Raw genomic sequence first — 22098 nt, 5'->3', positions numbered from 1 at the left:
ACGCCGACCCTGCGATTGATGGAAGCCATAGCGCAATATACGAGCAGACCGCACTCGCCACGATTGCCTGCTCCGTCAGCCGCCTCGAACAGGCAATCGACCGGAAAACCGGAACCCGGACTCAGGGTGCCATGCGGACGCCCAGGGAGTCCTTATCGATCGAGACGACGGTCGCCGCTCCGCGGCGTCTGAAGGTGAAGACCCGGCCCGCGTGTTTGACGATATCCGAGTCGATCACGAAGGTCGAGTCGCTCGTGGCAACCAATCGCGAATCCACACCTTCGAAATCCGTGACCAGTGAATCGCCCTGACGGGTGAAGCTGGTGTACCCGAATCGGGTGTCGTACCGACCTGCCCAGCGATCGAGCGCGGCTCCGCTGATCCCGACCGGGGCCGGGATCGCGGGCGGAGTACCGGACCAGGGCGCAACCGGCATTGCCTCGCCACCGGCCACGATCGAGAGAACGCTGCCCACCAGGGGAATCGAGCCGTAGTCCTCACGGTTGAAGGCAAAGCCAACTGCGGTTCGTCGTTCCGGCAGGATGACCCAGAACGTCACCATGGTACTGACTGACCCCGCCTTCTTGACCGTCAGCGCACCAAACGATGAATCCACCTCCCAACCGAGACCATAGTGCGTTGGGCCACCCAGCTCGCTCTCGGCGGGAGCCTGGCCACGCAGCGCCTCGCGAATCAGCTCGGGTGTCAGGAACTGACGCCCATCCTCGGTCCGCCCATCGTTCAGCATCGCCACCAGCAGGCGCGCCATGTCCCGTGCCGTCGAGACCACCATGCCTGAGGGACCGTAGTCGCGTGCCACTGAGGGCAGGCCCGGATGGTTGCGGGTCCGATACCCGTCGCGGTAACCGGTCGTGAGGTTGGGAACGGTCCAGAACTCAAGAGTCGTGCTCGTCATGCCAAGCGGCGCAAAGACTTCGCGGCTGAGGAACGTTTCGATCGAGAGGCCACTGACCCGCTGCACGACGTAGCCTGCCAGCGCCCAGCCGCGATTCGAATAGGCATACCCCTCGCCCGGCGCAAACAGCAGCGGTTCGGCCGCCATCGTTCCGACCAACCGCTCCAGCGCTCCGTCGTCGACGATCGACGGTCGCTGGTACGCCGGGCCCGAGAATCCAACCGGCAGCCCGGATCGGTTCGTCAGCAGGTGGCGGAGGGTCATGGTCTCAGCGCGCGGATCGGCGAATCGCACCTCCGGGATGTACCTGGCGATCGGGGTGTCGAGCGCCACGGCGTTCTGCTGAACCAGCCGCAGCACCGCGAGCCCGGTGATCGGCTTCGACGTCGAGCCGATCACGATTGGGGTCGAGTCGGTCATCGGTCGGCCAGTCTCCAAGTCGGCCTTGCCGTGTCCTCGGCTGTAGCTGACCCGGTCACCCTCGACAACCACGACAGCGGCCCCGGGAATTTCCCGGCGGGCCAGGGCGTCCTCGATGGCCTGGTCAAGCGCAACGGTATAGGGAGCAGGCGGGGGAGCCGCCTCCCCGGCACAGGAGGCAAGCATCAGCACAACTGGTCCGATCAGCGAGAGTCGGCGGAGCATCAGGTTTCCCTCAGCAGGCATGAACAGGCGGATGACGCCACGTAGCCGATCCGCTAGACTTCGGCGTCCGTCTCCGGCTCAGCCCGGAGACGATACAGGAAAATAACGAGTGTTGTTTAATTGTCGAGGTCGGTATGGCTCGGGTGGCCGGGCGCACCTTTACACGCGAAGAAGTCACCGAAGCGGCTTGGCGAGTCATCCTTCGCGATGGGCTGCACAAAGCCAGCGTGCGCGCCATTGCGGCCGAACTGGGCGCCACCACTGGCGTCGTGACCTACCACTTTCGTGACAAGGCCGATCTGCTGTTGATGGCGCTGGATCGGCTGGGGGCGGCGGTCATTCGGAACATCGATGCTGCGCTCGACGGCGCGCTCGGGCTCGACCGGGTCCGTCGGATTCTGAGTGTGACGCTCCCGCTCACCCCGCGGGAAGTCAGCGGTCTCCGGCTCTGGATCTCGTTTGTCGGGCTCGCCATGAGCAACAAGCGGCTGCGGGAAGAGCACCAGCGCCGCCTGGAGATGATGCACGAGCGATTGGCCACCGAACTCCACGCGCTTCGCAACGCCGACGCTATCCCGGCGAGCATCGACCCGGCACTCGAGGCTGATGCGCTGCTGGCATTGTCCGACGGGATCGGTCTGGGCTTCCTGCTGCGTCCCAAGGACTACCCGCCGGATCGGCAGTGGGCCATCGTCGAGGGGTATCTCGGTGGGCGATACGCGGTTCCGGAACGTTCCCCAGTGCCGCTTCACCGGCGGCCGCGGTAAATTATCAGGCTGGACGAAATCGGGGCGTAGCGCAGCCCGGTAGCGCGCCTGCCTTGGGCGCAGGAGGTCCCGGGTTCGAATCCCGGCGCCCCGATTGTAGAGCGAGCGGCCGTGAGGCCGCTCGCTTTGCTTTCGGGACGCGGAGCTCTTGGCCTCCGGCGTCGCAACGCCGAACCGGTCGCGGCCTGATGGCAGGCTGGGCTTAACTGCCCGGGGCCCGCGGTTCCCTCAGACCCCGAAGAAATGCTACGAGCGCCTGGAGGTCATCGGCCGACAGCTGGTCGTAAGCTCGCTTGCGCACCTTGGGGTTGACCTCGCGAGGCGCCACAATCCACAGTCGGATCGTATCGGCGGACAGGCGCGACCCAACCCCGTCGAGGGGGTACCGCCGGTTCCCCTCTCCCGCGATCGCGTGGCAGACCCGACATCGCTGCTCGTGGTACACGCGTTTGCCCCGGGCAACTTGCGCAGCGGAGTCTTGGGCCACCTGCTGTGCCGAAAGCGAAGCAGCGGCGAGGAACGACGCCACGGCTCCGGCGAAGATGCGGATCAGCGCTACTCTTGATCGCGGTACCATAGTTACCCCCTCTGCAGAGCGGCAAAGAGTATCGCCAGCAAGACGACCACAAGTCCGGTTCCGACCGCCAGCAGTTTCGCCAGTGTGCAACGCATGGCCACCTCCCTCGGCATCCCGGCCTAGCCGTCTCGGCTTGGAGCTCAGACCAAGTTAAAGAGCTCCGAATGTATCCGTCGGAGTGGAACGCCCACCGATTTCAGCAGTCGTTCCATCGCCTGGGTCATCGCCTCCGGCCCGCAGATGAAGTAGTGCGGCTGACCGCGGTCGCGGGGCAGATGCCGTTCCAGAATCTCCCGGGTGATCCAGCCGTGCTCGCCCGACCATCCTTCGGGTGGCTCGTCGAGCACTGGTACGACGGTGAGCGACAGACGAGTCGTCAGCTCGTCGAGTGACTCCCGAAACGTCATCCGGTCCCACCTGCTGTAGGCGTACAGCAATAGCACGGGGTGCGGGTAGGCGCGATCTGCCAGCCCCCGCAGCATGCTCATGATCGGTGCGATCCCGATACCTCCCGCGATGAACACGTAGTACGTTGCCGGGTGACGATCGATCGTGAAGGCGCCATAGGGCCCATCGACATACCCGATCTCTCCGGGAAGAACGCTCTTGATCGTGCGACTGAAGTCCCCCAGCTCCTTGATCGTAAACTCGATTCGTCGGCCGTCGCGATCGGGGCTCGACGAAAACGAGAACGGATGCTCTTTCATTGCAAACGGACTGTGTCTCAGCGTGAGCCAGGCAAACTGGCCCGGCTGGAAACGCACCCCGTTGTGATTGACCGGCTCCAGGGCCAGCGTCCAGGCGTCACCGCGTTCCGGAACGACCGAGATGACCCGGTATGGCTTTCTCCGCAGCAACCACGGCCTGACCAAGCGGATCCACGCCACTACGGCAATCAGCGATGCCCCGATGACCAGCCATAGCGCCCTCGCCCAGGGGCTTGCCACGTAGTAACCCACGCCGTGCACATGCCATAGGGCCAGACCGACCGCGACAATGGCGAGGATCGTGTGTCCCACCCGCCAGAGGTCATACTCGAGACCGAGCTGCCGGCGCAGCAGGGAAGACACTGCCAGGCCAGCCACCGCAGCGAGCGAAAGCGTACCGGCGGTGATGTGCCACGGCGCCGTCATTGGGTTGAAGAGCGCCGCGACAGCTGGGTTCGATATCCAGAGCAGCGCCGGATGCGCTACCAGAACGATCAGGGCAACGATGCCGAGGTACCGGTGGAAGTAGTAGATGAGATCGATGCCATATGGGGCGGTGGCGCGCCGGAACCGGGCAGTCAGAAAGAACTGCACGCCGAGCATTGCCAGGCCCCCGAAGCCCAGTGCAATCCCCACGTCCCAGACGACGCCACCCCCAGGCGAGGTCGGGTCGATGAAGAGTACGAGCAGCGGTGTCACCACCAGGGCAACGTAAAGAGCGATCCAGAGAACACCCGTGGCAGCGGGCGTTTCACGCACACGCCGCCAACGGGACTGCATCGCTTCAGCTCTCCGACGGGCGGTAGGGAACCACCGCGACGCTCATCGGCGCCCCATGCACCACGCCACTCGACACCGAACCGTGCCACCAGCGTTGAAACCCCTTGCGCTGGTGGCTGCCGACCACCACCAGGTCGGCGTGCATGCCCTCGGCTTCCTGCACCAGGTGTATGTCGGTGCGGCCGATCGCCGGCTTGACGGTCAGAGTGGCCGAGATGTCGCCGATTGCCGGCGCCGTAGCCAGACGGAGCTCTTCCAGCAGCTGACTGCGGGTACTGGGGTGGAGTTCGATGCCGGTTCCGGGGCCCGACGCCTCGGCTCGGCGATTCTCCAATCCCGGGGTCACCAGCTGCGCAACAGTCAGGTTGACGGTGCCGAGACGCCTGAGACTCGCCGCCCAGCGAAGGGCATGATTGGTACTCTCCCCTCGTTCGAAGCCGGTGAGAACTCGAAGGGGAGCGCTCTTCTCGAGCCACGCGACGAACGGCGCAGCGTCTCGAACGACCAGAACGGGTACCGGCGATTCCCGTGCTGTCCTGGAGGCGACGCTGCCGAGCAGCGTCAAGTCCGCCAGCCGTTGCCCGGTTGCGCCGAGCACGATGAGCTCGGCACCCCATCGGGTGGCTTCCTCGATCATGACAACGTTTGGGTCGCCCCACACCGCATTGATGCCGGTAACAGCGACACCCTGCTCCTGAAGTCGGCGGCCCTCTTTCTCGAGCTCGGTCCGTTCGGCAGTAAAGTCCCAGCGTCGGCGGGGCCCGAGACCATGAATCAGATGGAGCTCGCCTCCCGTCTGACGGGCGAGGAGGCCGGCCACCGTTGCAGCTTGCTGCCCCGGGGCTGAGAAGTCCGTTCCGCACACGATGCGCATAGTCACTCCCAAGTTCGAGGGGCGCCGGATTGTCAATGGCTTCCGCCCGGGATCGGCAGCCGACCATTACAAGTCGGATGCTTACCCGCGACTGGCACACTCCAAGATGGGCGGCACCGGATGAAGGAATGCTGAACCCGGTCTGAAGACCAAGGCGACCGCCCGCTGACGGAAGTCGTCAATTCGCGCCGTGATACTTGCGCGCCACGGCGGGCGGTGGTGGCGGCGGCTGCCAGCGCCCGGATTCAACGTCCATCCAGCGCTGAAACAGCCGGTCCGAGAACTCGAGCGAGAGCGCTCTGGCCTCGGCCTCGGGACGAGCAGCGTGCATTTCGCGGTACAGGCCGGAGAACGATTGCGTTGCCACGCCAATCAGGGCCACCAGGCCGCGATAGGCGCTCTTGAAATCCTGCGCCACGAACTCGACCGTGTTGTCCCGGTAGTTGATTCCCGGAACGCCCTCGAGCACGCGCAAGCTGGCTGGGGGTACGGCATGCAGGGCCGCGGTGATCGGGCCTTCCAGCTTCATGACCTTGGCCTGGCCGCGATTCTCGACCGCCTGCTTGGCAGCACTCCGCATCTCCGCATGAACTTCATCGACGGGGCGGAGGATCGCCGAGTCCGCGGCCGTGGCGGTTTTGGTGACGACGTACTGGAGCCAGGGCATGGTCGAGAGATCCTGTTTCAGCTTGTCGTCACCGGTGACCATGATCATGGGTACATCGACGCGGCCCCAGCTGTACGCCACCAGCTCGGACTCGGTGATCGATTGCCCGTTGAGGCGCAGCTCGATCCCGATGGTGTAGGTATGCGACGCGAACCCGCCGCTGCCCGTCTTGGCATGCATCCCGACGGCCACCACGGCGTCGTACTGATTGGGGGCCACGACATCATCGTAGGAATGGAAGGGAGCGTCTCGAAAGACCTGCTTGGCCCGGGGGTCGAGCTCCGCCGTCAGCACATCGGGATCGGGATTGCCGCTGCCGTGGGCGTCGACGACGTGAACCACCGTTGCGCCGCCGTCGAAGAGGCCGGCGATGACGGCATTGAGGTCGGCGACCAGCATCTTCTGACCTCGGGCGTAGTAGTCCCGATGAACGAACCGGTAGGTGCGTGGATCGTCCTGGCCGGCCAAGCCCTCCATATCATGATAGACCAGCACCCGAACGGCCTGGGGCTGGGCGGCGCGTGTCGTGACAGCCCAGAGGGCACCCACGGCCAGAACCGCAATGCCACCGATCCAGAGTGCGGTTCGCGCAGTGCGACTGTTCATCGAACAACTCCTTTGCCGGACCAGCCGGCGTCGAGGAATGACAGCTTTCGATCAGCGTGAAACTTCGGGCCGAATCCACCCTGCGGCGCGGTACTTCCACCAACCAAGCAGTTCATACAGCCAGAGCCCGAACGCAGCCGACCGGTCGGCAGGGGCGCCCAAATGGCCCCACGCGATGGTGCGGTCTGGACTGGGTCGACAGACGACGGCAAACCCGACCGCCTCGAAGGACGCGCAGGCGCGTCGGGTATGGGTCGGTGAGGTCACCAGGACGATGGACGTCCAGCCGTGGGACTTGGCGAGTTCCGCAATGCGCAGCGCCTCGGTACGTGTCGAGCCGACATCAGGCACGATATGAAGCTCCGGCGTGGTTCCTGAGCCAGCCACGATGGCGCGCTGGTCTGAATCGGACCGCACATCGGGCCGGTCGTCCCATTGGATGCTCGAGAGGATGAGGCGATTGGAGACGCCCAGCTGATGAAGTCGAATGCCTTCTCGCAATCGGTCGAGGCCAGGCGGATTGATCAGGCCGTCGGTATTGACCGACGCCGAAAGCACGACGATACCGTCGACCGGGGCGGCTGGCAGGGGATCCTCCCGAATAAACTGGCGGGCCCACCTGGACGGCGCGGGGATCTGCTCGACCACGAGGAGCAGGAGGAGCGCAAGACCGGCGGTCCCGGCCAGCCACCGCACCAAACCCATCCCCCCGAGCAACATACCCGCCGCAAATAATGCCGCATGCCAGGCCGGGAACGTCATCCCGATCAGGCTGTCGATCCCCATGGCGTGCAGCGGATAGAGTAAGCCTGCGGTGGCAACCGCGCCCAATCCTGCCTGTGCTGCAGACTGTCTGACCCTGGGGTTCATCGTCGGACCGCCTGGCGATTCTGTGGGTCCCGCAACATTATTCGCCAGCCTTCATCGGAAGTCCCATGCGCATCGCGCTCTTTGCCACCTGTGTGGTCGATCAGGTACTGCCCGACATTGGCCTGGCAGCGCTCACCGTGCTCGACCGGATCGGGTGCTCGGCCGAGTTTCCCGCGGCCCAGACCTGCTGCGGGCAGCCGTTCTATAATGCGGGGCATCGTGGTGAAGCGGCCAAGCTCGCCCGCGCGACCGTAAAGATACTCGATGATTTCGACGCCGTCGTCGTGCCGTCTGGATCATGCGCAGCCATGATCCGGGTTCACTACGCCGACCTGCTCCCCGCCGGAGACCCGAGTCACGATGCCGCCCGATCCGTGGCGGCCAAGACGTTCGAATTCAGCGAGTTCGTCAGTCAGCAGCCGCGAGCGGCAGAGCTCACGTCCGCCTGCGCCGCCCGCGTCACGATGCACGACGGGTGTCACTCGCTCCGGGAACTCGGTGTGCGAGATCAGCCTCGGCGCTTGCTCCGCAAGGTGGAGGGATGTGAGCTCGTCGAGCTGGACGATCGGCAGGCGTGCTGCGGTTTCGGCGGCAGCTTCTCGGTGTCCTTCGACAGGATCTCGGCCAGCATGGGCAACGCGAAAGTCGACGCCATCGCGGCCACCGGGGCGGAGGCTGTGGTGTCCTGCGATCCATCCTGCCTGCTCCAGATCAAGGGCATTCTCGATCGGCGCGGCCTGGACGTCGAAGTGCTTCATCTCGCCCAGGTGCTCGCCGCTGATCCGGGCGCGCCATGAAGCCTGCCGCCGAGCGGTTCCATGAGCAGGCTGATCGCGCGCTCGACCTGGTCCAGCTTCAGGGTGCATTGCATCGCACCACCTCCCGGTTCGTCGACCTCCGGCTTGCGGCGGTGGCCGAGCGGCCCGATTGGGAATCGCTCCGTGCTCGCGCCCGCGCGGCACGCCTCGAAGCCATCAGCAACCTCGATCGTTACCTGACCCAGTTCGAAGCGAGCGTCCAGGCCAACGGCGGCACGGTCTGGTGGGCCCGCACGGCGGAGGAGGCGTGCCAGCACGTCACGGCCATCGCCCGGCGTCGCGGCGTCACGATTGCGGTCAAGAGCAAGTCGATGGCGACCGAAGAGATCGGTCTCAATCAGGCACTCGAAGCAGCGGGTGTCACCCCGGTCGAAACCGATCTGGGTGAGTACATCATCCAACTGGCCCACGACACGCCGTCGCACTTTCTGGCGCCGGCAATCCATTGGACCAAGGAGCGAGTCGGCGATCTCTTTGCCCGAACGCTGGACGTGCCGCTGACGACCGAGCCTGGCGAACTGACCGCCATCGCCCGCCGAACCTTGCGCAAGCGATTCCTGACCGCCTCGATGGGCATCACCGGCGCCAACTTTGCTGTGGCCGAGACGGGGTCGATCGTGGTGGTGGAGAACGAGGGCAATGCTAGGCTGTCGACCTCACTGCCGTCGGTGCACGTGGCCGTGATCGGCATCGACAAGATCGTGCCGCGCTTCGCGGATCTGGACCCGCTGCTCAGCGTGCTGCCGAGGAGTGCGACCGGTCAGCGCCTGTCGAGTTACGTCAGTATTCTGAATGGGATGCGCCGACCCGGCGAGACCGACGGTCCGGAAGAGTTCCACGTCGTGCTGCTGGACAATGGCCGCTCACGCTTGCTGGCAGATCCGGAGGCGCGGGAGTCGCTGCTGTGCATTCGCTGCGCAGCCTGTCTTGGCGTCTGTCCGGTCTATCGCCGCGCGGGCGGGCACGCCTACGGGTGGGTCTACCAGGGACCGATCGGTGCTGTCGTCACGCCCGGATTGCTCGGCGTGGAGGCGGCCAAGGAACTGCCCTTTGCGTCGTCGCTCTGCGGCGCCTGTCGGGACGCCTGCCCGATCAAGATCGACATCCCGAGGATGCTACTTCACTTCCGGAAGGAAGCGGCTGCGCTGCCGCCCGAACCCGGGACCGTCGGGCGCTGGCCGCTTCGGCTGGCGGCCTGGATCATGGCCTCGCCGGTCCGGTTTCGCCTGGCCGGCCGGATGGCGTATTGGCTGCAGCGTGCTGCCGGAGGAGGCCAGTGGCTGGCGCCGGGACCTGCTGCCGGCTGGGCGCGATGGCGCTCGGTTCCACAGCTGGCGGCCCGTCCGCTTCGCGATCTGGTGAGGGATCGATGAGCCGCGATCGGATTCTGGCCGACGTTCGTGCGGCACTCCTTCGAGTCATGCCGCCACCGCACCATCACCCGCACCCGGCCTGGCCGGTGGCAGCACCCGGGTCATGGTCATCGCTGCTGGCGCAGTTTCGCGAGCGGTTCGAGGGGCTGGGCGGCCAGTGGCACCCGGCGGGCGACCGTGCCGCTGTCGATGCGCAGCTGGTCGCAATTGCTCGGCAGTATGCGGGAGCCGTCTGGGTGGCGCGCGATCCCGACGGACTGCTCGATCGGCTCGGCGTTGCGGATACGCTGGTGGCGGCTGGGGTGGAGGTGGTGCGCGGCTTCGAGGGGCCTGAACACGCCGATCGCTTGGGGCTTTCGATTACCGCAACCACCGCGGCGATTGCCGAGTCGGGTACTTTTGCGCTGATTCCGAGTCCGGGGCAGGGGCGGCTGTCGAGTGTGATTGCCCCGGCGCACCTGACCGTCCTCGATCCGGCGCGGGTTGTGGCCACCTTGGGCGACTTCATCCGGCAGGCCGCAAGTGCGCTCGGCAGTCGACAGGCCAGCGCAGCCGTACTGGTGACCGGCCCCAGCCGCACCGCCGACATCGAGGGACAGCTGCTGGTGGGGGTCCATGGCCCGGGGCGGGTGCACTGTCTGCCCGTGGGCGGGGCCTGACCCGTCTACCGGACCCGTCTATCTTTCGACCCCAGGGCGCCCGTAGCTCAGTTGGATAGAGCAACAGCCTTCTAAGCTGTGGGTCGCAGGTTCGACTCCTGCCGGGCGCGCTGCACCATTTGCAATCGCTACGAACCCCGCACGTCGAGCACTCGACCCCCGCACGCCAGAGAGCCCAGGGCAACGATGGGAGCGGAAGACCCTCCGGACGCAGGCCGCGATTCGTTCAGCTCCCCGCCAGAATCTGATGCGATTCGGGTCGAGGACGTCAGCTTTCGCTATCGTGGCGCACCCCGCGACGCTGTCGATTCGGTCGGGCTCTCGGTGGCCCGTGGAGAGATCGTCGGACTGCTGGGCCCCTCGGGCGCCGGCAAGAGCACGCTGCAAAGGGTGCTGACCCGGCAGCTGCGCGATTATCGCGGGCAGGTGTCGGTCCTCGGCCGGTCGCTGCCGTCCTGGGGGCAGGAGTACTTCGAAGCGATCGGCGTTGGTTTCGAGCTGCCCAATCACTACCTCAAGTTCACCGCGTACGAGAATCTCCGCTTCTTCGCCTCGATGTACCGCAAGGCGTGCCAGGACCCCATGGAACTCATGGCGAGGGTGGGACTGGAACGGGCCGCGCATGCCAGAGTCGAGACATTCAGCAAAGGGATGCGGATGCGGCTCAACTTCGTGCGCGCCATTCAGCACGACCCGGAAATTCTCTATCTCGACGAACCGACCGCGGGGCTCGATCCCGTCAACGCGGGGATCGTGAAGGGGCTGATTGCCGAGTTGCGGTCGCGCGGCAAGACGGTCGTGCTGACCACGCACAACATGCACGACGTCGACGAGCTCTGCGATCGCGTTTCGTTTCTGATCGGCGGACGCCTCGTCGCGATGGATGCACCCGCCGTGCTCAAAGCGCGCTACGGTCGTCGTGTGGTGCGAGTCAGGCACGGGGCTGACCACCGCGAGGAGCAGACAGAGTTTCCACTGGACGGCTTGGCGGACAATCCAGGCTTTCTGGCCCTCCTCCGCGCCGGCAACATTCGCAGCATCCACAGCCAGGAGGCCACCCTCGATCAGGTCTTTGTCGACGTGACGGGTACTTCGCTCGATGGAGTCGCCGAGCCGTGAACGCCGATCGGCTTCAGCGACTCGTGCTGTGGGACATCCGAGTCCAGGCCCGCGAGCGGATCTATCTCTTCACTGCCGTGACGACGGCCGCGTTCGCCCTGATCGCCATTCTGCTCCCTGACGAGGCGCCGGTCACGATCATCACTGGCATCCTGTTGCTGGATCCGTCCGTGGTCGGTACCGGGTTTGTCGCCGCACTGGTGCTGCTCGAACGATCGCAGTCGACGCTCCCGGCCCTGGCCGTAACGCCGGCTGCGCCAGCTGAGTATGTCACGGCCAAGCTGTTCACGTTCACGACCCTGACGGTTGTCGGAGGGCTGGTCATCATGGCTGCGTGGGCCTGGCCCGCCCCGATTCCGTTGCTCATCAGAATGGTCGTCGCGCTGACCTGTACTGGCGCAGTGGCGGTCCTTGCTGGGCTGGTGATCGTTGCGACCGCTCAGTCGCTCAACCATGTGATCGCCCGGTTGATTCCAGTCTCGATCGTGACCTACCTCCCGCTCCTGGCTCACTTCGGTCTCGTCGATGGCTGGTTTGCCTGGGTTCTGTTCGGTCTCAACCCGGGGCATGCCATGCTGCGCGCCACGCTGTGGGCTGCGGACCCTGCGGCGGTCTCACCGATCGAGGCCGTCTACGCGTTCGGCTACCTGGCATTGCTCGGCTCGGTCCTGTTCCGACACGCCGTGAGGCTGCATACTGACACCCTCGGCAGAACGGGTGGGTAACGTGTCCGGAGGGTCGCCCAGCCTCAGCCTGCTTCGACATGACCTGGCGAGTATCCGCCGAGATCAGGTTCTGCGGAACATTGTCGGCCTCATGCTGGCCATCCTGCTCATTGCAGCGCTGATTCGGCACCTGGGGTTGTTCGCTGCCTGGTGGACCAATCTGCAGATCCTGGTGTTGCTCGGCTACGGCCCGGGCATCGGCTACCTGACGGCCATGCTCCTCGTCGACGAGCGAGACAGCGGCGTCGACCGAGCTCTCCAGGTGGTGCCCCTTCCGATCACCGCGATTCTGGGGCTTCGGCTGAGCCTCGCGTACGGGTTCGTAGTCAGCTACGCAGTCCTCCTGGTGCTTGCCACGCGGATGATCGAGCTACCCGTTTTGCTTTGGATGGCGCCGATCCTGTCACTGTCGCTCGGCAGCATCTGGACCACGGTGACGGTACCTGCGCTGGCCCGCGACAAGGTCCAGGCGCTCGGACTCTTCAAGGGCCTCAACCTCTACGTTCAGATTGCGGCGCTCTACCTGTTCCTGCCGCGTGACGCCTGGTACTCGGACCTGCTGCTCGTCACGCCGGCCACCTGGGCGGTCAGGTCCATCCTGGCACTCGCCGATGGTGATGTGCTGGCCGGGTATCTCTGGGCCGCGAGCGGCGCGCTTCTCTGGCTGGTCCTAATCAGAGTGTCCCTGGGAGGCTTCCTTCGCCGCCAGGCCCGGGATCCGTAGCTGGGGAGTCCGCTGTGCCGCTGGTATGCAGCAGGCCTTCCGGCCGTGTATCTTGCCGGGTCCCGTTCCGCCCTGTCCACAGCCCTCCGACCCCCGCTGATGACCTGTCACCATTCCGTCGTTTCGTTGCCATCGGTCGACCTGCCGGTGGGCAGCCCGATGCGGCGCTGACGAGGGCAGGCCATGCTGCGTCCGACCAGGGCCGACATCCGGTCCTTGCTCGCCCTCGCGACACCAATTGCCACGGTGCAGGTCGGCCTCATGTTCATGGGCGTCGTCGACACCGCCATGGTGGGCCGCTTCTCGGCTGAGGCGCTGGCAGCCACGGGGGCGGCCAACATCTGGTTTTTCATGGTGACCACGATCGGGATGGGGTGTATTGCCGCCCTGGCCCCCGTGATCGCCCAGGCCTACGGCGCCCACGATGACCTCGGCGTGACCCGGGGCGTCCAGCGCGGCTTCGTGATCGCGGTGCTCGTCACCGTGGTGGCGGCGCTCGCCTACCTGACCCTCGAGCCGATCTTGCGCTTGACGGGCCAGGCGGAGGAGATCATCCCGCTTGCCGGCGGGTACATGCGCTGGACGCTTCCGGGGGTGTTCCCGTACTTCGGCTTCATGGTCCTGCGCGAGATGCTGCAGGCGCAGGGCATTCTTCGGCCGCTGCTGGTTGCCATTGTCGCCGCCAACCTGCTCAACGCCCTGGTCAACTGGGTTCTCATCTTCGGGCATTTCGGGTTTCCGGCACTGGGCGTCACCGGCGCGGCCGTGGCGACAACCGTCAGCCGGTGGGCCATGTTTTTGGGGTTGGCCTTGCTGGTTCGGGTCCACCTGGTTCCGCGGATCCGTCCCTGGCGGGCCGAGTCCTGGCACTGGCAGCCGCTCCGCCGGATGCTCATGATCGGACTGCCGGTTGGCTTCCAGATCCTCTTCGAGTATGGGGTCTTCGGCGGCGTGGGCCTGCTGATGGGGCGGATCAGTGCCCAGGCACTGGCGGGCCACCAGATCGCCCTCAACATGGCCGCCGTCGCCTTCATGGTGCCGCTCGGCATTGGGTCGGCGGCCGCCGTCATGGTCGGTCGGGCCATCGGCGCTGGTCGACCGGACGACGCCCGGCGCGGAGCCGTGGCGGCCCTGATCATCGGGGTGTCGTTCATGGCGCTGACGGCGCTGGTTTTCGTCACCTTTCCGGTGTCACTCTCGGGACTCTACACCAACGATGCCGCCGTCCTGACCATCGCGGCGACGCTGCTGCCCCTGGCTGGGCTGTTCCAGGTCTTCGATGGCACCCAGGCGGTCGCTCTGGGAGCCCTTCGGGGAGCAGGAGACACCCGGGTTCCTGTACTGATCAACTTGTTTGGTTACTATCTAATAGGGCTGCCGGTGAGTCTCTGGCTGGGGTTCCGGCAGGGGCTGGGTCCCCCGGGTCTCTGGTGGGGCTTGGTCGTGGGGTTGATGGTCGTGGCGGTGGTCCTGGTCGTTCGGGTCAAGATCCGGCTCGGCCGGGTCCTGACCCGGGTCGTGATCGACGCCCCCGGGCACTGATCGATCATCGCACGCGCAGCTAGGTTGAGATTCGTTCATTCGTTCCTGTCGGAGGCTTTACCATGGCAACGCAGGTCCTTCCCGAGACCCAGGTCGACACCTTCCCGATCAACGGGACTGACTACATCGAGTTCTACGTCGGCAACGCCAAGCAGTCGGCGATCTACTACCAGACGGCCTTTGGCTTCACCCTTAAGGCATACCGCGGCCCGGAAACCGGCGTCCGAGACCGCGCCAGCTACCTGCTCGAGCAGAACAAGCTGCGCTTCGTCCTGACTACGCCGCTCGGTCCGGACGGCCCGATTGCTGAGCATGTCCGGGCGCACGGCGATGGCGTTCGAGACCTGGCGTTCTGGGTCGACGATGCGCGTGATGCCTTTGCCAAAGCGGTGGAGCGAGGGGCCGAGGCGGTCCAGGAGCCGACGGTTCTGTCGGATGCCGATGGCGAGGTCGTCATTGCTGCCATCAAGACCTACGGCGACACCATCCATTCCATCGTCGAGCGGAGGAACTACCGAGGCGTTTTCCTGCCCGGGTTCAAGCCGGCCAGTTCGCCGCTTGTCACCGCCAGCACCGGGCTCCTCTACGTCGATCACTGCGTCGGCAACGTCGAACTCGGACGAATGAACCACTGGGTTGCGTTCTATGAGCGCGTCCTCGGTTTCCACAACCTGCTCTCCTTCGATGACAAGGATATCAGCACCGAGTATTCCGCCCTGATGTCGAAGGTGATGTCGAATGGCAACGGCCGAATCAAGTTTCCGATCAACGAGCCGGCGGCAGGCAAGAAGAAGTCGCAAATCGATGAGTATCTCGATTTCTACGGCGGCCCTGGTGTCCAGCACTGCGCGCTGGCAACCAATGACATCGTCGCGACCGTTCGCGACCTTACCTCGCGCGGCGTGCCATTCCTGACGGTGCCGACGAGTTACTACGACACGCTGCTCGACCGAGTGGGGCCGATCGATGAAGATCTCGAGCCGCTCAAGGAGCTCGGCATCCTGGTCGATCGGGACGACGAGGGCTACTTGCTCCAGATCTTTACCAAGCCGGTGCAGGATCGCCCGACCTTGTTCTACGAGATCATTCAGCGCAAAGGTGCCAAGAGCTTCGGCAAGGGCAACTTCAAAGCGCTCTTCGAAGCCATCGAACGGGAGCAGGCGCTCCGAGGCAACCTGTAATGCCAGTCTATCATACCCTCGGCCGGGTGCCGAAGAAGCGGCATATCGCCTTTCGGAAGCCCGACGGCGGGATTTACCAGGAGCAGCTTGTCGGCAACGAGGGCTTCACCGGCGTGGCGTCGCTGCTGTACCACATTGCTCCGCCCACGACGATCAAGGCGATTCGCAAGCTGAAGGATGTCCGGTACGAGGAGGAAGCCGATCCGGTCTTCAAACATCGCCACTTTCGCACAGCGCAGCTGGCAGAGGGGGGCAGCCCAACGCTCGATCGGACGCCGCTGCTTTTCAACAACGATTGCGCCCTGCTGTTTGCCAGACCGACCGTGGCCGACACGCATTTCTATCGCAACGCGCAAGCCGATGAGGTCGTCTACATCAGCCAGGGGTCCGGGGTACTGGAGTCGCAGTTCGGTGACCTGCCGTACGGGGAAGGTGACTACCTGGTCATCCATCGTGGCATCATGCACCGCTTCAAAATGGATCCGGTGCCGCACCGACTGCTGATCATCGAAAGTCGCGGCTATGTCCGGACCCCGAAGCGGTACCGCAACGAGTACGGCCAGATCGTCGAGGGCGCACCGTACTCCGAGCGCGATTTTCGGGTGCCGCGTGAGCTCAAGACCTACGACGAGCGGGGCGATTTCCCGATCATCGTCAAGCAGCACGACACCTTGAACGAGTTCATTCTCGACCACCACCCGTTCGATGTGGTGGGCTGGGACGGCATGTTCTATCCCTGGGCGTTCAACATCCACGACTTCGAGCCGATCGTCGGGCGGATTCATCAGCCGCCTCCGGTTCACCAGACCTTTCAGGGCGACGGGTTCGTGGTGTGTTCGTTCTGCCCGAGGCAGTACGACTTCCATCCGGAAGCGGTGCCCGCTCCGTACAATCACAGCAACGTCGACTCGGACGAAGTGCTCTACTACGCCTCGAGCGAGTTCATGAGCCGCAAGGGGATCGAGTACGGCAGCATCACCTTGCACCCGGACGGCATTCCGCATGGTCCGCATCCGGGCCGAATGGAAGCCAGTATCGGCGCCAAGGAAACCAACGAGCTGGCAGTCATGGTCGACACCTTCCGGCCGCTCAAGACTGCTCGGCAAGCAGCGCCCATTGAAGATCCGAAGTATCAGTTCTCGTGGATCGAGGCCGGCGAAGGCTTCAATCCGCCGACCAGCTGATCCTCCAACGCCCCTTGCCAAGGACGACTCCGATTCGATGCTAGCCCTACTTGCGCTCCTGGCCGTGCAGCAGCCGGCCACTCCGCAGCTGCCCGCGAGCCCGATTGCCAAGCTGGTGATCACGCCGGGCACCAACGTTACCATGACTGCGCAGGATACCTTGCGGCTCACCGCTACGCCTCTTGGTGCGGACGGAAAGCCCGTTGCCGGCGTCAGGATCTCGTTTGTCGGGCAGGGGGCCTACTTCGAAGCCCGGGTCGATCCGACCGGCCTGATCGAATCGGGGTCGACCGGGTCGTTCCAGGTCCTCGCCACGGCGCACGTGCCTGGCTCCCGTCCGGTGCGCGAGATGATCAAGGTCAACATGGTCGCCGGGCCGGCCGCGAGTATCGCGATCGCTCCTGCCGTCCGATCGGTGATTGCCGGGCAGCGGCTCCGGCTCGAGGCGGCTGTCTACTCCGCCGCCGGCGACCGTCGCAACGAAGCGGCACGCTGGTCGAGCTCGGCGCCGAATGTGGCGTCCGTGCGGGCTGACGGGCTTCTCGAAGCGAAAGCTGCGGGAACGACTCGGATCACCGCTCGGGCGGGAAGCGCCGAACAGTCGTTCACGCTGCAAGTCGTGGCGAACACGGTCGCCGCCCTGCAGATCACGCCCGAGATGAGCGAAGTGCGCAGCGGTGATGTGGTGCGCTTCAAGCTCGTTGCGACCGATCGTGCCGGGAAGGAGATCACCGGGTTCACGCCCCAGTGGAGCTTTGCGCCAGGCCACGGGGTGATCGATTCAGACGGTTCATTCGTCGGCTATGAGGCGGGGACCTATCTCGTTACGGCGAGCATCGGCAGCCGCTCCGCCGAGGCGACGGTTACGGTGACGCCGCGCGACGTGCGGCGCCCGGCGACGGTGGTCGGTCGGTTGCCGCGCACCAGGTTCAACACGGAGGAAGTCTGGATCCACCCGAGCGGGGATTATGCCTACCTCGGCTCGGGCGGCGGCGGCGACGTTCTCTACACCGTCGATATTCGCGATCCTGCCAATCCGGTCGTCACCGATTCGCTCGTGGTCAACACCCGACGCGTCAACGACGTGATGTCGACGCCGGATGGCAAAGCCATCGTGTTCACTCGCGAAGGTGCCAGCGACCGGAAGAACGGCATCGTGATTGCGTCGACCGAAGATCCCGCGCACCCCAGGATCATCGCGGAGTATACGCACAACCTGACGGCCGGCGTGCACTCGACCTTCATCTACCGGCAGGAGAAGTACGGCACGCACGTCTACCTTACCAACGATGGTACCGGGGCGCTCCACATCATCGACATTTCTGATCCCGCCAATCCGCGCGAAGCCGCCGTCTGGAAGACGCCGCGTCCGGACGCGGGACGCTCGCTGCATGATGTCGACGTCCAGGACGGCCTGCTCTACGCGAGTTACTGGAACGATGGCCTCGTCATTCTCGATGTTGGCAACGGCATCAAGGGCGGCAGCCCGACCAATCCGCAGTTCGTCAGCCAGTTCAAGTACGACCTCAACGCCATGTATCGCGACGTGGAGGCCACGGGCGGTCCCGGTTTCATTCGAGGCACCCATACCGCCTGGCGCTACAAGGACTATGTCATCATCGCGGACGAGGTCTTCCCGGCCACCCCCGTCAAAGGCGCCAAGGACGCGGCCGCCGGTCGCGCCTACGGCCGGCTGCAGGTGGTCGATGTCTCGGATCTGATGAATCCGAAGGCGGTCGCCTGGTACGAACCGGAGTATGGCGGCGTTCACAACGTCTGGGTCGCTGGCGATACCCTCTATCTGGGTGCCTACAATGCTGGTTTCCGGGTCTTCGACATCTCGGGTGAACTCAAGGGCGATCTGCGTGCCCAGGGACGCGAGATGGCGCACGTCAACACGGCGGACATGAACGGCCGGGTTCAGAACAGTGCAATGACCTGGGGTGTCGTGGTCAATCCGAAGGATGGCCTTGCCTATGTCAACGACATGCACAACGGTCTCTGGATCATTCGGATCGAGCCGAGACCCCGAGAACTGACGCCCTAGACGCCGATGGCTCCGTTCTACTATCGCATGACGGACGGAATCCGGATTTCCGTCCGTCCCGCTTACCTGCGCGGACAGTCTCGTCCGACGCTCGGGCACTTCGTCTTTGCCTATACGGTCAGGATCGAGAACGTCGGTACGGTCCCCGCGCAGCTGCTGAGCCGGTTCTGGCGGATTCACGATTCGGTGGGGGGCGGTGAAGACCACGAGGTGCGCGGCGATGGTGTGATCGGGGAGCAGCCTTGGATTGCGCCAGGTGCGGTTCACACGTATCAAAGCTACTGCATTCTCAAAAGCCCCTCCGGCTATATGGAGGGGCACTATGAGTTCCAGCGGGAGGACGAGTCCACCTTTCAGGCGCCAATCCCTCGGTTCGATCTTGCCGCCGGTGCGCAGGCCGATCGACGCTGAGGTTCAGTTGATCGTCTGCAGTTGGAGTCCTCGCCCAGTCGGACCGAATCAACGGTGCAGACCGTCGTCTGCCGACCGCTTTCGCAGGTCAGACGCATCCCGGCGGTTAGCAGGCCAGCCGGGCGATCCGAAACTGCCGCGATTCCGAGCACCAGCAGAACCCCGGTGGAGCGTAGCATCAGGTCGGCTCGACTTCCCTGAGCTCGACCCATCCGAATTTGAGATGTGGACAACTCCGAGCAATCTCGACGGCTTCGTCATAATCCCTGGCCTGGACAAAGAACAGCCCTCCGACGATTTCGCTGACCTCGGCATACGGGCCATCGGTGACGATACCGCCCTTGAGGTGCTTGCCCCCCTCGTCCCGCAGCTTCTTTCCGCCGGTGATCTTGCCTGCGGCGCCCATCGCCTCGCGCCACGCGATGTACTCCTGAATGATTCCCTCGATATCGGCAGGTGAGGCCGCCGCAAACGCGGTCGGATTCTCCCAGAGCATCATCACATACTCCGCCATCGGGACCTTCTCCTCGCAGTAGGTTGTCGGGCCGGGTGAACCCTGCCGTCTGTATTCCTTACGACGGATCGACGGGCTCAGAACCGACATCGGTCCCGATCACCCGAACCAGCGCGGCTTCCATGAGCCGCCGCACCCCCGGCGCGACCGCCATTTCGAGCGCCCGGCGGTACCAGGCCGCGGCGTGAGCGTGATTGCCTGCCTGCTCCCAGCAATGAGCCATCGCTGCCAGATAGGCCGGATCGTTCTCGCTCCCGGCCAGGTTCTCGAGGGCTTCGAGACCGATGCGGGGGCCATCCCGCTCGCCGACCGCAATGGCCCGGGCGAGTCGGGCCGTACGGGTCGGCCACTGCTCGAGCAGCGCGTCGTACAGGCCGATGATTCGAGTCCAGTCCGTCTCGCGATAGTGCGTGGCTACGGCATGACATGAGGCAATCTCGGCCTCCAGGTGATACCGGGTCAGCGTTGGTCCGGTCGAGCGGCGCAAGTGGTCGAGCCCGAGAGCGATCGCCCTGCGGTTCCAGCGCTGCCGGTCTTGATCGCGGAGTGACTGGAACGCTCCCGCGTCGTCGAACCGCGCATCGAACCGGGACAGGTGGAATGCGAAGAGCGAAGCCAGCGCATGCGCCGGCGGCGAGGCGGTGGCCGGGTCGGCCAGCATACGGTGAGTCAGTCGGAGCGCCTCGATGCATAGCTCACGACGAAGGCCGGTTGGTGCCGTCAAGGACGAGTACCCCTCGCTGAACATTCCGTAGAGCACCTCGAGTGCGACCGCGCTCCGACGGGTCAGCTCGGCCGGTGCGAGGTCGAGGCTGACCCCCGAGGTTCGCAGGCTCCGTTTGGCCCGCACCAGGCGCTGGTCGACGGCGTCGGGAGCCGCGCCCAGCAGCCGCGCGATCTCCGCAACCGAAAAGCCCGCTGCGATCTTGAGCGTCAACGCCACCTGCGAGTCGGCACTCAGCGTCGGGTGACAGCAAAGCATCACCAGGCGGAGCTCGTCGTCGCCGTCGTCATCGGTGCGGGCTTCTTGACCAGGGTCGTGCACGGGGTCCACGCCGACTGCATCCAGGGAGTCTGGCTCGACTCGCCGAAACTGGTCGACCATCCGATTCCAGGCGGCGCGATAGAGCCAGGCGACGGGATCGACTGGCCGGCTACCCCGGATCCCCCAGGTGCGCAGCGCAGCGACGAAGGCGTCTTGTACGGCATCCTCGACGAGTCCCAGGTGTTCCGGGCCGACACGCTTGGTAAGCACAGCAACCAGGTGCCGGGAGGCTGCCCGGGCGTCGATGCCCTGGGTGAGTGGGTTCGCTACTTCTGGGCCATCCATAGCTAGCGCGGCGTCACCACGACCGCGCCGGTGGCAGAGCGCCCGAGGGAGTCTGCCGGGGCAAACGACCAGTTCGCGCTGGTGATGATCAGGCGGATCCGCAGGGTTGCACCGCGCACGTCGACCATGATCGGTTCGGCCCGTGCCCGTTCATCGACCGCGTGGCTGCTCAGCGGCACCAGGGCAGGCTCGAGCGCGGCAAAGACGGGCAGGATCGCTTCGACCGAATCGCCCCGATAGACCACCACCTCGCCTGCCGCAGTTCGTGGCACAAACGACAGCACCTGGTCGAGATAGCGAATACGGAAGGGGCGGAGCAGGGCGCGGTCGAGATACCAGCGCCCCTCGCCGGCCACCGCGACGCCCCCGCTCACCAGCGTATCGACGGAGGAGATCTCGAACATGGCGTAGCGTTCGCCGCTGCCGGGGGCTCCCGAGCCGTAACGGTCGACGCCGAGGCGGGCGAGCGCCGAGTCGACGGCCCCTGACCGGTGCCAGCCAGCCGCGAGGGTCGGATCCAGGCCAGCCGCACCAGCGACCGCACCAGCGCCGTGGGCCTGCTCCAGGTACATCAAAATGGCGACCACTTCTCGGCGGTCCTCTTCAGGGAGGGTCTGTCCGGCAGGGAGCGGTAGCGGCGTCCGGTCGAGGATGGCCGTCAGCCGCTGGGTCTGGCTGCGCCGTGACATTGCCGTCATGCCCCAGGGGCCGATCAGCGTCAGCAGAGTCACGACCGCCAGCGACACCGGAATCAAGGCAATCTGCCGGGAACGAGTTGCTCCGAAGTAGAGGGCAATGGCGGTCATCCAGCCGGCGAGGACCAGCAGGGTGTAGCGGGGCTCGGTGAGGCCATACTGACCGATCCGCTTCCCGACGGCGAGCAGCAGCATGATCAGCGCCGGCAGCAGCGCCAGGAAATACCAGCGGGCATACCCGCTGATCCATCGCTCCTCGGCGCGATCGCGGAGCGGGTGCACCAGCAGCAGCGCCAGGGTGCCGATCACCGACACGCTCGACACCAGGTAACCGATCCAGCCGCTGGGCCAGCTCTGGGTGGCCAGG

Annotated in this window: 21 protein-coding genes and 2 tRNA genes (1 of these 23 only partly in view); 14 read left to right on the top strand and 9 right to left on the bottom strand. The window is 65.2% G+C overall.

Annotated features, from left to right (window positions below):
- Window positions 1–121: 121 nt before the first annotated feature.
- Window positions 122–1561, bottom strand: coding sequence for a beta-lactamase family protein (locus KF785_03415; GenBank protein MBX3145790.1), 1440 nt, complete (start codon window positions 1559–1561; stop codon window positions 122–124).
- Between the two features lie 134 nt (window positions 1562–1695).
- Here KF785_03415 and KF785_03410 point away from each other — a divergent pair, with 134 nt between their 5' ends.
- Both KF785_03410 and KF785_03405 read left to right on the top strand, forming a co-directional pair.
- A complete protein-coding gene (locus KF785_03410; GenBank protein MBX3145789.1) occupies window positions 1696–2328 on the top strand; it encodes a TetR/AcrR family transcriptional regulator in 633 nt (210 codons plus the stop codon).
- 20 nt (window positions 2329–2348) lie between these two features.
- Window positions 2349–2422, top strand: a tRNA-Pro gene (locus tag KF785_03405).
- A 108-nt stretch (window positions 2423–2530) separates the two neighbouring features.
- Here KF785_03405 and KF785_03400 read toward each other — a convergent pair.
- The 5 genes from KF785_03400 to KF785_03380 form a co-directional block, all read right to left on the bottom strand.
- A complete protein-coding gene (locus KF785_03400; protein ID MBX3145788.1) occupies window positions 2531–2905 on the bottom strand; it encodes a cytochrome c in 375 nt (124 codons plus the stop codon).
- Window positions 2906–3045: 140 nt separating this feature from the next.
- A complete protein-coding gene (locus KF785_03395) occupies window positions 3046–4392 on the bottom strand; it encodes a ferric reductase-like transmembrane domain-containing protein (GenBank protein MBX3145787.1) in 1347 nt (448 codons plus the stop codon).
- A 4-nt stretch (window positions 4393–4396) separates the two neighbouring features.
- Window positions 4397–5266 (bottom strand): universal stress protein, encoded by an 870-nt coding sequence (locus KF785_03390; GenBank protein MBX3145786.1) that lies wholly within the window; start codon window positions 5264–5266, stop codon window positions 4397–4399.
- A 178-nt stretch (window positions 5267–5444) separates the two neighbouring features.
- Window positions 5445–6539 (bottom strand): M55 family metallopeptidase, encoded by a 1095-nt coding sequence (locus KF785_03385; protein MBX3145785.1) that lies wholly within the window; start codon window positions 6537–6539, stop codon window positions 5445–5447.
- Between the two features lie 51 nt (window positions 6540–6590).
- Window positions 6591–7409 carry a YdcF family protein gene (locus tag KF785_03380; GenBank protein MBX3145784.1) on the bottom strand — a complete coding sequence of 273 codons (819 nt, stop codon included), beginning with the start codon at window positions 7407–7409 and terminating at the stop codon, window positions 6591–6593.
- A 65-nt stretch (window positions 7410–7474) separates the two neighbouring features.
- On the opposite strand from KF785_03380, the gene KF785_03375 reads away from it, so the two are divergent.
- The 12 genes from KF785_03375 to apaG all read left to right on the top strand — a co-directional run bounded on the left by KF785_03375 (window position 7475) and on the right by apaG (window position 19192).
- Window positions 7475–8206: a (Fe-S)-binding protein gene (locus tag KF785_03375; protein ID MBX3145783.1), complete on the top strand. Its 732-nt coding sequence runs from the start codon at window positions 7475–7477 to the stop codon at window positions 8204–8206.
- On the top strand, window positions 8203–9600 hold the full coding sequence (locus KF785_03370; GenBank protein ID MBX3145782.1) for an iron-sulfur cluster-binding protein: 1398 nt from the start codon (window positions 8203–8205) through the stop codon (window positions 9598–9600). The genes KF785_03375 and KF785_03370 overlap by 4 nt, the downstream gene beginning before the upstream one ends.
- On the top strand, window positions 9597–10259 hold the full coding sequence (locus KF785_03365; GenBank protein ID MBX3145781.1) for a lactate utilization protein: 663 nt from the start codon (window positions 9597–9599) through the stop codon (window positions 10257–10259). Before KF785_03370 ends, KF785_03365 begins: the two co-directional genes overlap by 4 nt.
- Window positions 10260–10295: 36 nt before the next feature.
- Window positions 10296–10369 (top strand) — tRNA-Arg (locus KF785_03360).
- A 76-nt stretch (window positions 10370–10445) separates the two neighbouring features.
- Window positions 10446–11378, top strand: coding sequence for an ABC transporter ATP-binding protein (locus KF785_03355; GenBank protein ID MBX3145780.1), 933 nt, complete (start codon window positions 10446–10448; stop codon window positions 11376–11378).
- Window positions 11375–12103 (top strand): hypothetical protein, encoded by a 729-nt coding sequence (locus tag KF785_03350; GenBank protein MBX3145779.1) that lies wholly within the window; start codon window positions 11375–11377, stop codon window positions 12101–12103. The genes KF785_03355 and KF785_03350 overlap by 4 nt, the downstream gene beginning before the upstream one ends.
- A 1-nt stretch (window position 12104) precedes the next feature.
- The gene (locus KF785_03345) at window positions 12105–12827 is read left to right on the top strand and encodes a hypothetical protein (protein ID MBX3145778.1); all 723 of its coding nucleotides are present in this window, start codon (window positions 12105–12107) and stop codon (window positions 12825–12827) included.
- Window positions 12828–13010: 183 nt separating this feature from the next.
- Window positions 13011–14369, top strand: coding sequence for an MATE family efflux transporter (locus tag KF785_03340; protein ID MBX3145777.1), 1359 nt, complete (start codon window positions 13011–13013; stop codon window positions 14367–14369).
- A 62-nt stretch (window positions 14370–14431) separates the two neighbouring features.
- Window positions 14432–15550, top strand: a complete 1119-nt coding sequence (gene hppD / locus KF785_03335; GenBank protein ID MBX3145776.1) for a 4-hydroxyphenylpyruvate dioxygenase — start codon at window positions 14432–14434, stop codon at window positions 15548–15550.
- Complete coding sequence (locus KF785_03330) at window positions 15550–16734, top strand: homogentisate 1,2-dioxygenase (protein MBX3145775.1); 1185 nt, start codon at window positions 15550–15552, stop codon at window positions 16732–16734. Before hppD ends, KF785_03330 begins: the two co-directional genes overlap by 1 nt.
- Window positions 16735–16771: 37 nt before the next feature.
- Complete coding sequence (locus tag KF785_03325) at window positions 16772–18781, top strand: Ig-like domain-containing protein (GenBank protein ID MBX3145774.1); 2010 nt, start codon at window positions 16772–16774, stop codon at window positions 18779–18781.
- Between the two features lie 6 nt (window positions 18782–18787).
- A complete protein-coding gene (gene apaG, locus KF785_03320) occupies window positions 18788–19192 on the top strand; it encodes a Co2+/Mg2+ efflux protein ApaG (GenBank protein MBX3145773.1) in 405 nt (134 codons plus the stop codon).
- Window positions 19193–19370: 178 nt separating this feature from the next.
- Here apaG and KF785_03315 read toward each other — a convergent pair whose 3' ends face one another.
- The 3 genes in view from KF785_03315 to KF785_03305 are tightly spaced (at most 58 nt apart) and all read right to left on the bottom strand, a layout consistent with a single transcriptional unit that may run on beyond the window.
- Window positions 19371–19706, bottom strand: a complete 336-nt coding sequence (locus tag KF785_03315; GenBank protein ID MBX3145772.1) for a transcription initiation protein — start codon at window positions 19704–19706, stop codon at window positions 19371–19373.
- 58 nt (window positions 19707–19764) lie between these two features.
- Window positions 19765–21036, bottom strand: a complete 1272-nt coding sequence (locus KF785_03310; GenBank protein MBX3145771.1) for a sigma-70 family RNA polymerase sigma factor — start codon at window positions 21034–21036, stop codon at window positions 19765–19767.
- 2 nt (window positions 21037–21038) lie between these two features.
- A protein-coding gene (locus tag KF785_03305; protein ID MBX3145770.1) for a DUF4153 domain-containing protein crosses the window boundary here: on the bottom strand, window positions 21039–22098 show its 3' portion. It continues 725 nt past the right edge of the window; the window shows 1060 of its 1785 coding nt (coding positions 726–1785); its start codon lies off the right edge, out of view; its stop codon occupies window positions 21039–21041.

This window comes from Gemmatimonadales bacterium (assembly GCA_019637315.1).
GTDB lineage: Bacteria > Gemmatimonadota > Gemmatimonadetes > Gemmatimonadales > GWC2-71-9 > SHZU01.
Note: the sequence above shows the minus strand (reverse complement) of the source record. Positions and strands in the feature narration are given on the sequence as shown.

Coding starts and splice junctions, on each gene's coding strand:
- KF785_03415 (MBX3145790.1), bottom strand. CDS start 1,561: ATGCTCCGCCGACTCTCGCTGATCGGACCAGTTGTGCTGATGCTTGCC.
- KF785_03410 (MBX3145789.1), top strand. CDS start 1,696: ATGGCTCGGGTGGCCGGGCGCACCTTTACACGCGAAGAAGTCACCGAA.
- KF785_03400 (MBX3145788.1), bottom strand. CDS start 2,905: ATGGTACCGCGATCAAGAGTAGCGCTGATCCGCATCTTCGCCGGAGCC.
- KF785_03395 (MBX3145787.1), bottom strand. CDS start 4,392: ATGCAGTCCCGTTGGCGGCGTGTGCGTGAAACGCCCGCTGCCACGGGT.
- KF785_03390 (MBX3145786.1), bottom strand. CDS start 5,266: ATGCGCATCGTGTGCGGAACGGACTTCTCAGCCCCGGGGCAGCAAGCT.
- KF785_03385 (MBX3145785.1), bottom strand. CDS start 6,539: ATGAACAGTCGCACTGCGCGAACCGCACTCTGGATCGGTGGCATTGCG.
- KF785_03380 (MBX3145784.1), bottom strand. CDS start 7,409: ATGAACCCCAGGGTCAGACAGTCTGCAGCACAGGCAGGATTGGGCGCG.
- KF785_03375 (MBX3145783.1), top strand. CDS start 7,475: ATGCGCATCGCGCTCTTTGCCACCTGTGTGGTCGATCAGGTACTGCCC.
- KF785_03370 (MBX3145782.1), top strand. CDS start 8,203: ATGAAGCCTGCCGCCGAGCGGTTCCATGAGCAGGCTGATCGCGCGCTC.
- KF785_03365 (MBX3145781.1), top strand. CDS start 9,597: ATGAGCCGCGATCGGATTCTGGCCGACGTTCGTGCGGCACTCCTTCGA.
- KF785_03355 (MBX3145780.1), top strand. CDS start 10,446: ATGGGAGCGGAAGACCCTCCGGACGCAGGCCGCGATTCGTTCAGCTCC.
- KF785_03340 (MBX3145777.1), top strand. CDS start 13,011: ATGCTGCGTCCGACCAGGGCCGACATCCGGTCCTTGCTCGCCCTCGCG.
- hppD (MBX3145776.1), top strand. CDS start 14,432: ATGGCAACGCAGGTCCTTCCCGAGACCCAGGTCGACACCTTCCCGATC.
- KF785_03330 (MBX3145775.1), top strand. CDS start 15,550: ATGCCAGTCTATCATACCCTCGGCCGGGTGCCGAAGAAGCGGCATATC.
- KF785_03325 (MBX3145774.1), top strand. CDS start 16,772: ATGCTAGCCCTACTTGCGCTCCTGGCCGTGCAGCAGCCGGCCACTCCG.
- apaG (MBX3145773.1), top strand. CDS start 18,788: ATGGCTCCGTTCTACTATCGCATGACGGACGGAATCCGGATTTCCGTC.
- KF785_03315 (MBX3145772.1), bottom strand. CDS start 19,706: ATGGCGGAGTATGTGATGATGCTCTGGGAGAATCCGACCGCGTTTGCG.
- KF785_03310 (MBX3145771.1), bottom strand. CDS start 21,036: ATGGATGGCCCAGAAGTAGCGAACCCACTCACCCAGGGCATCGACGCC.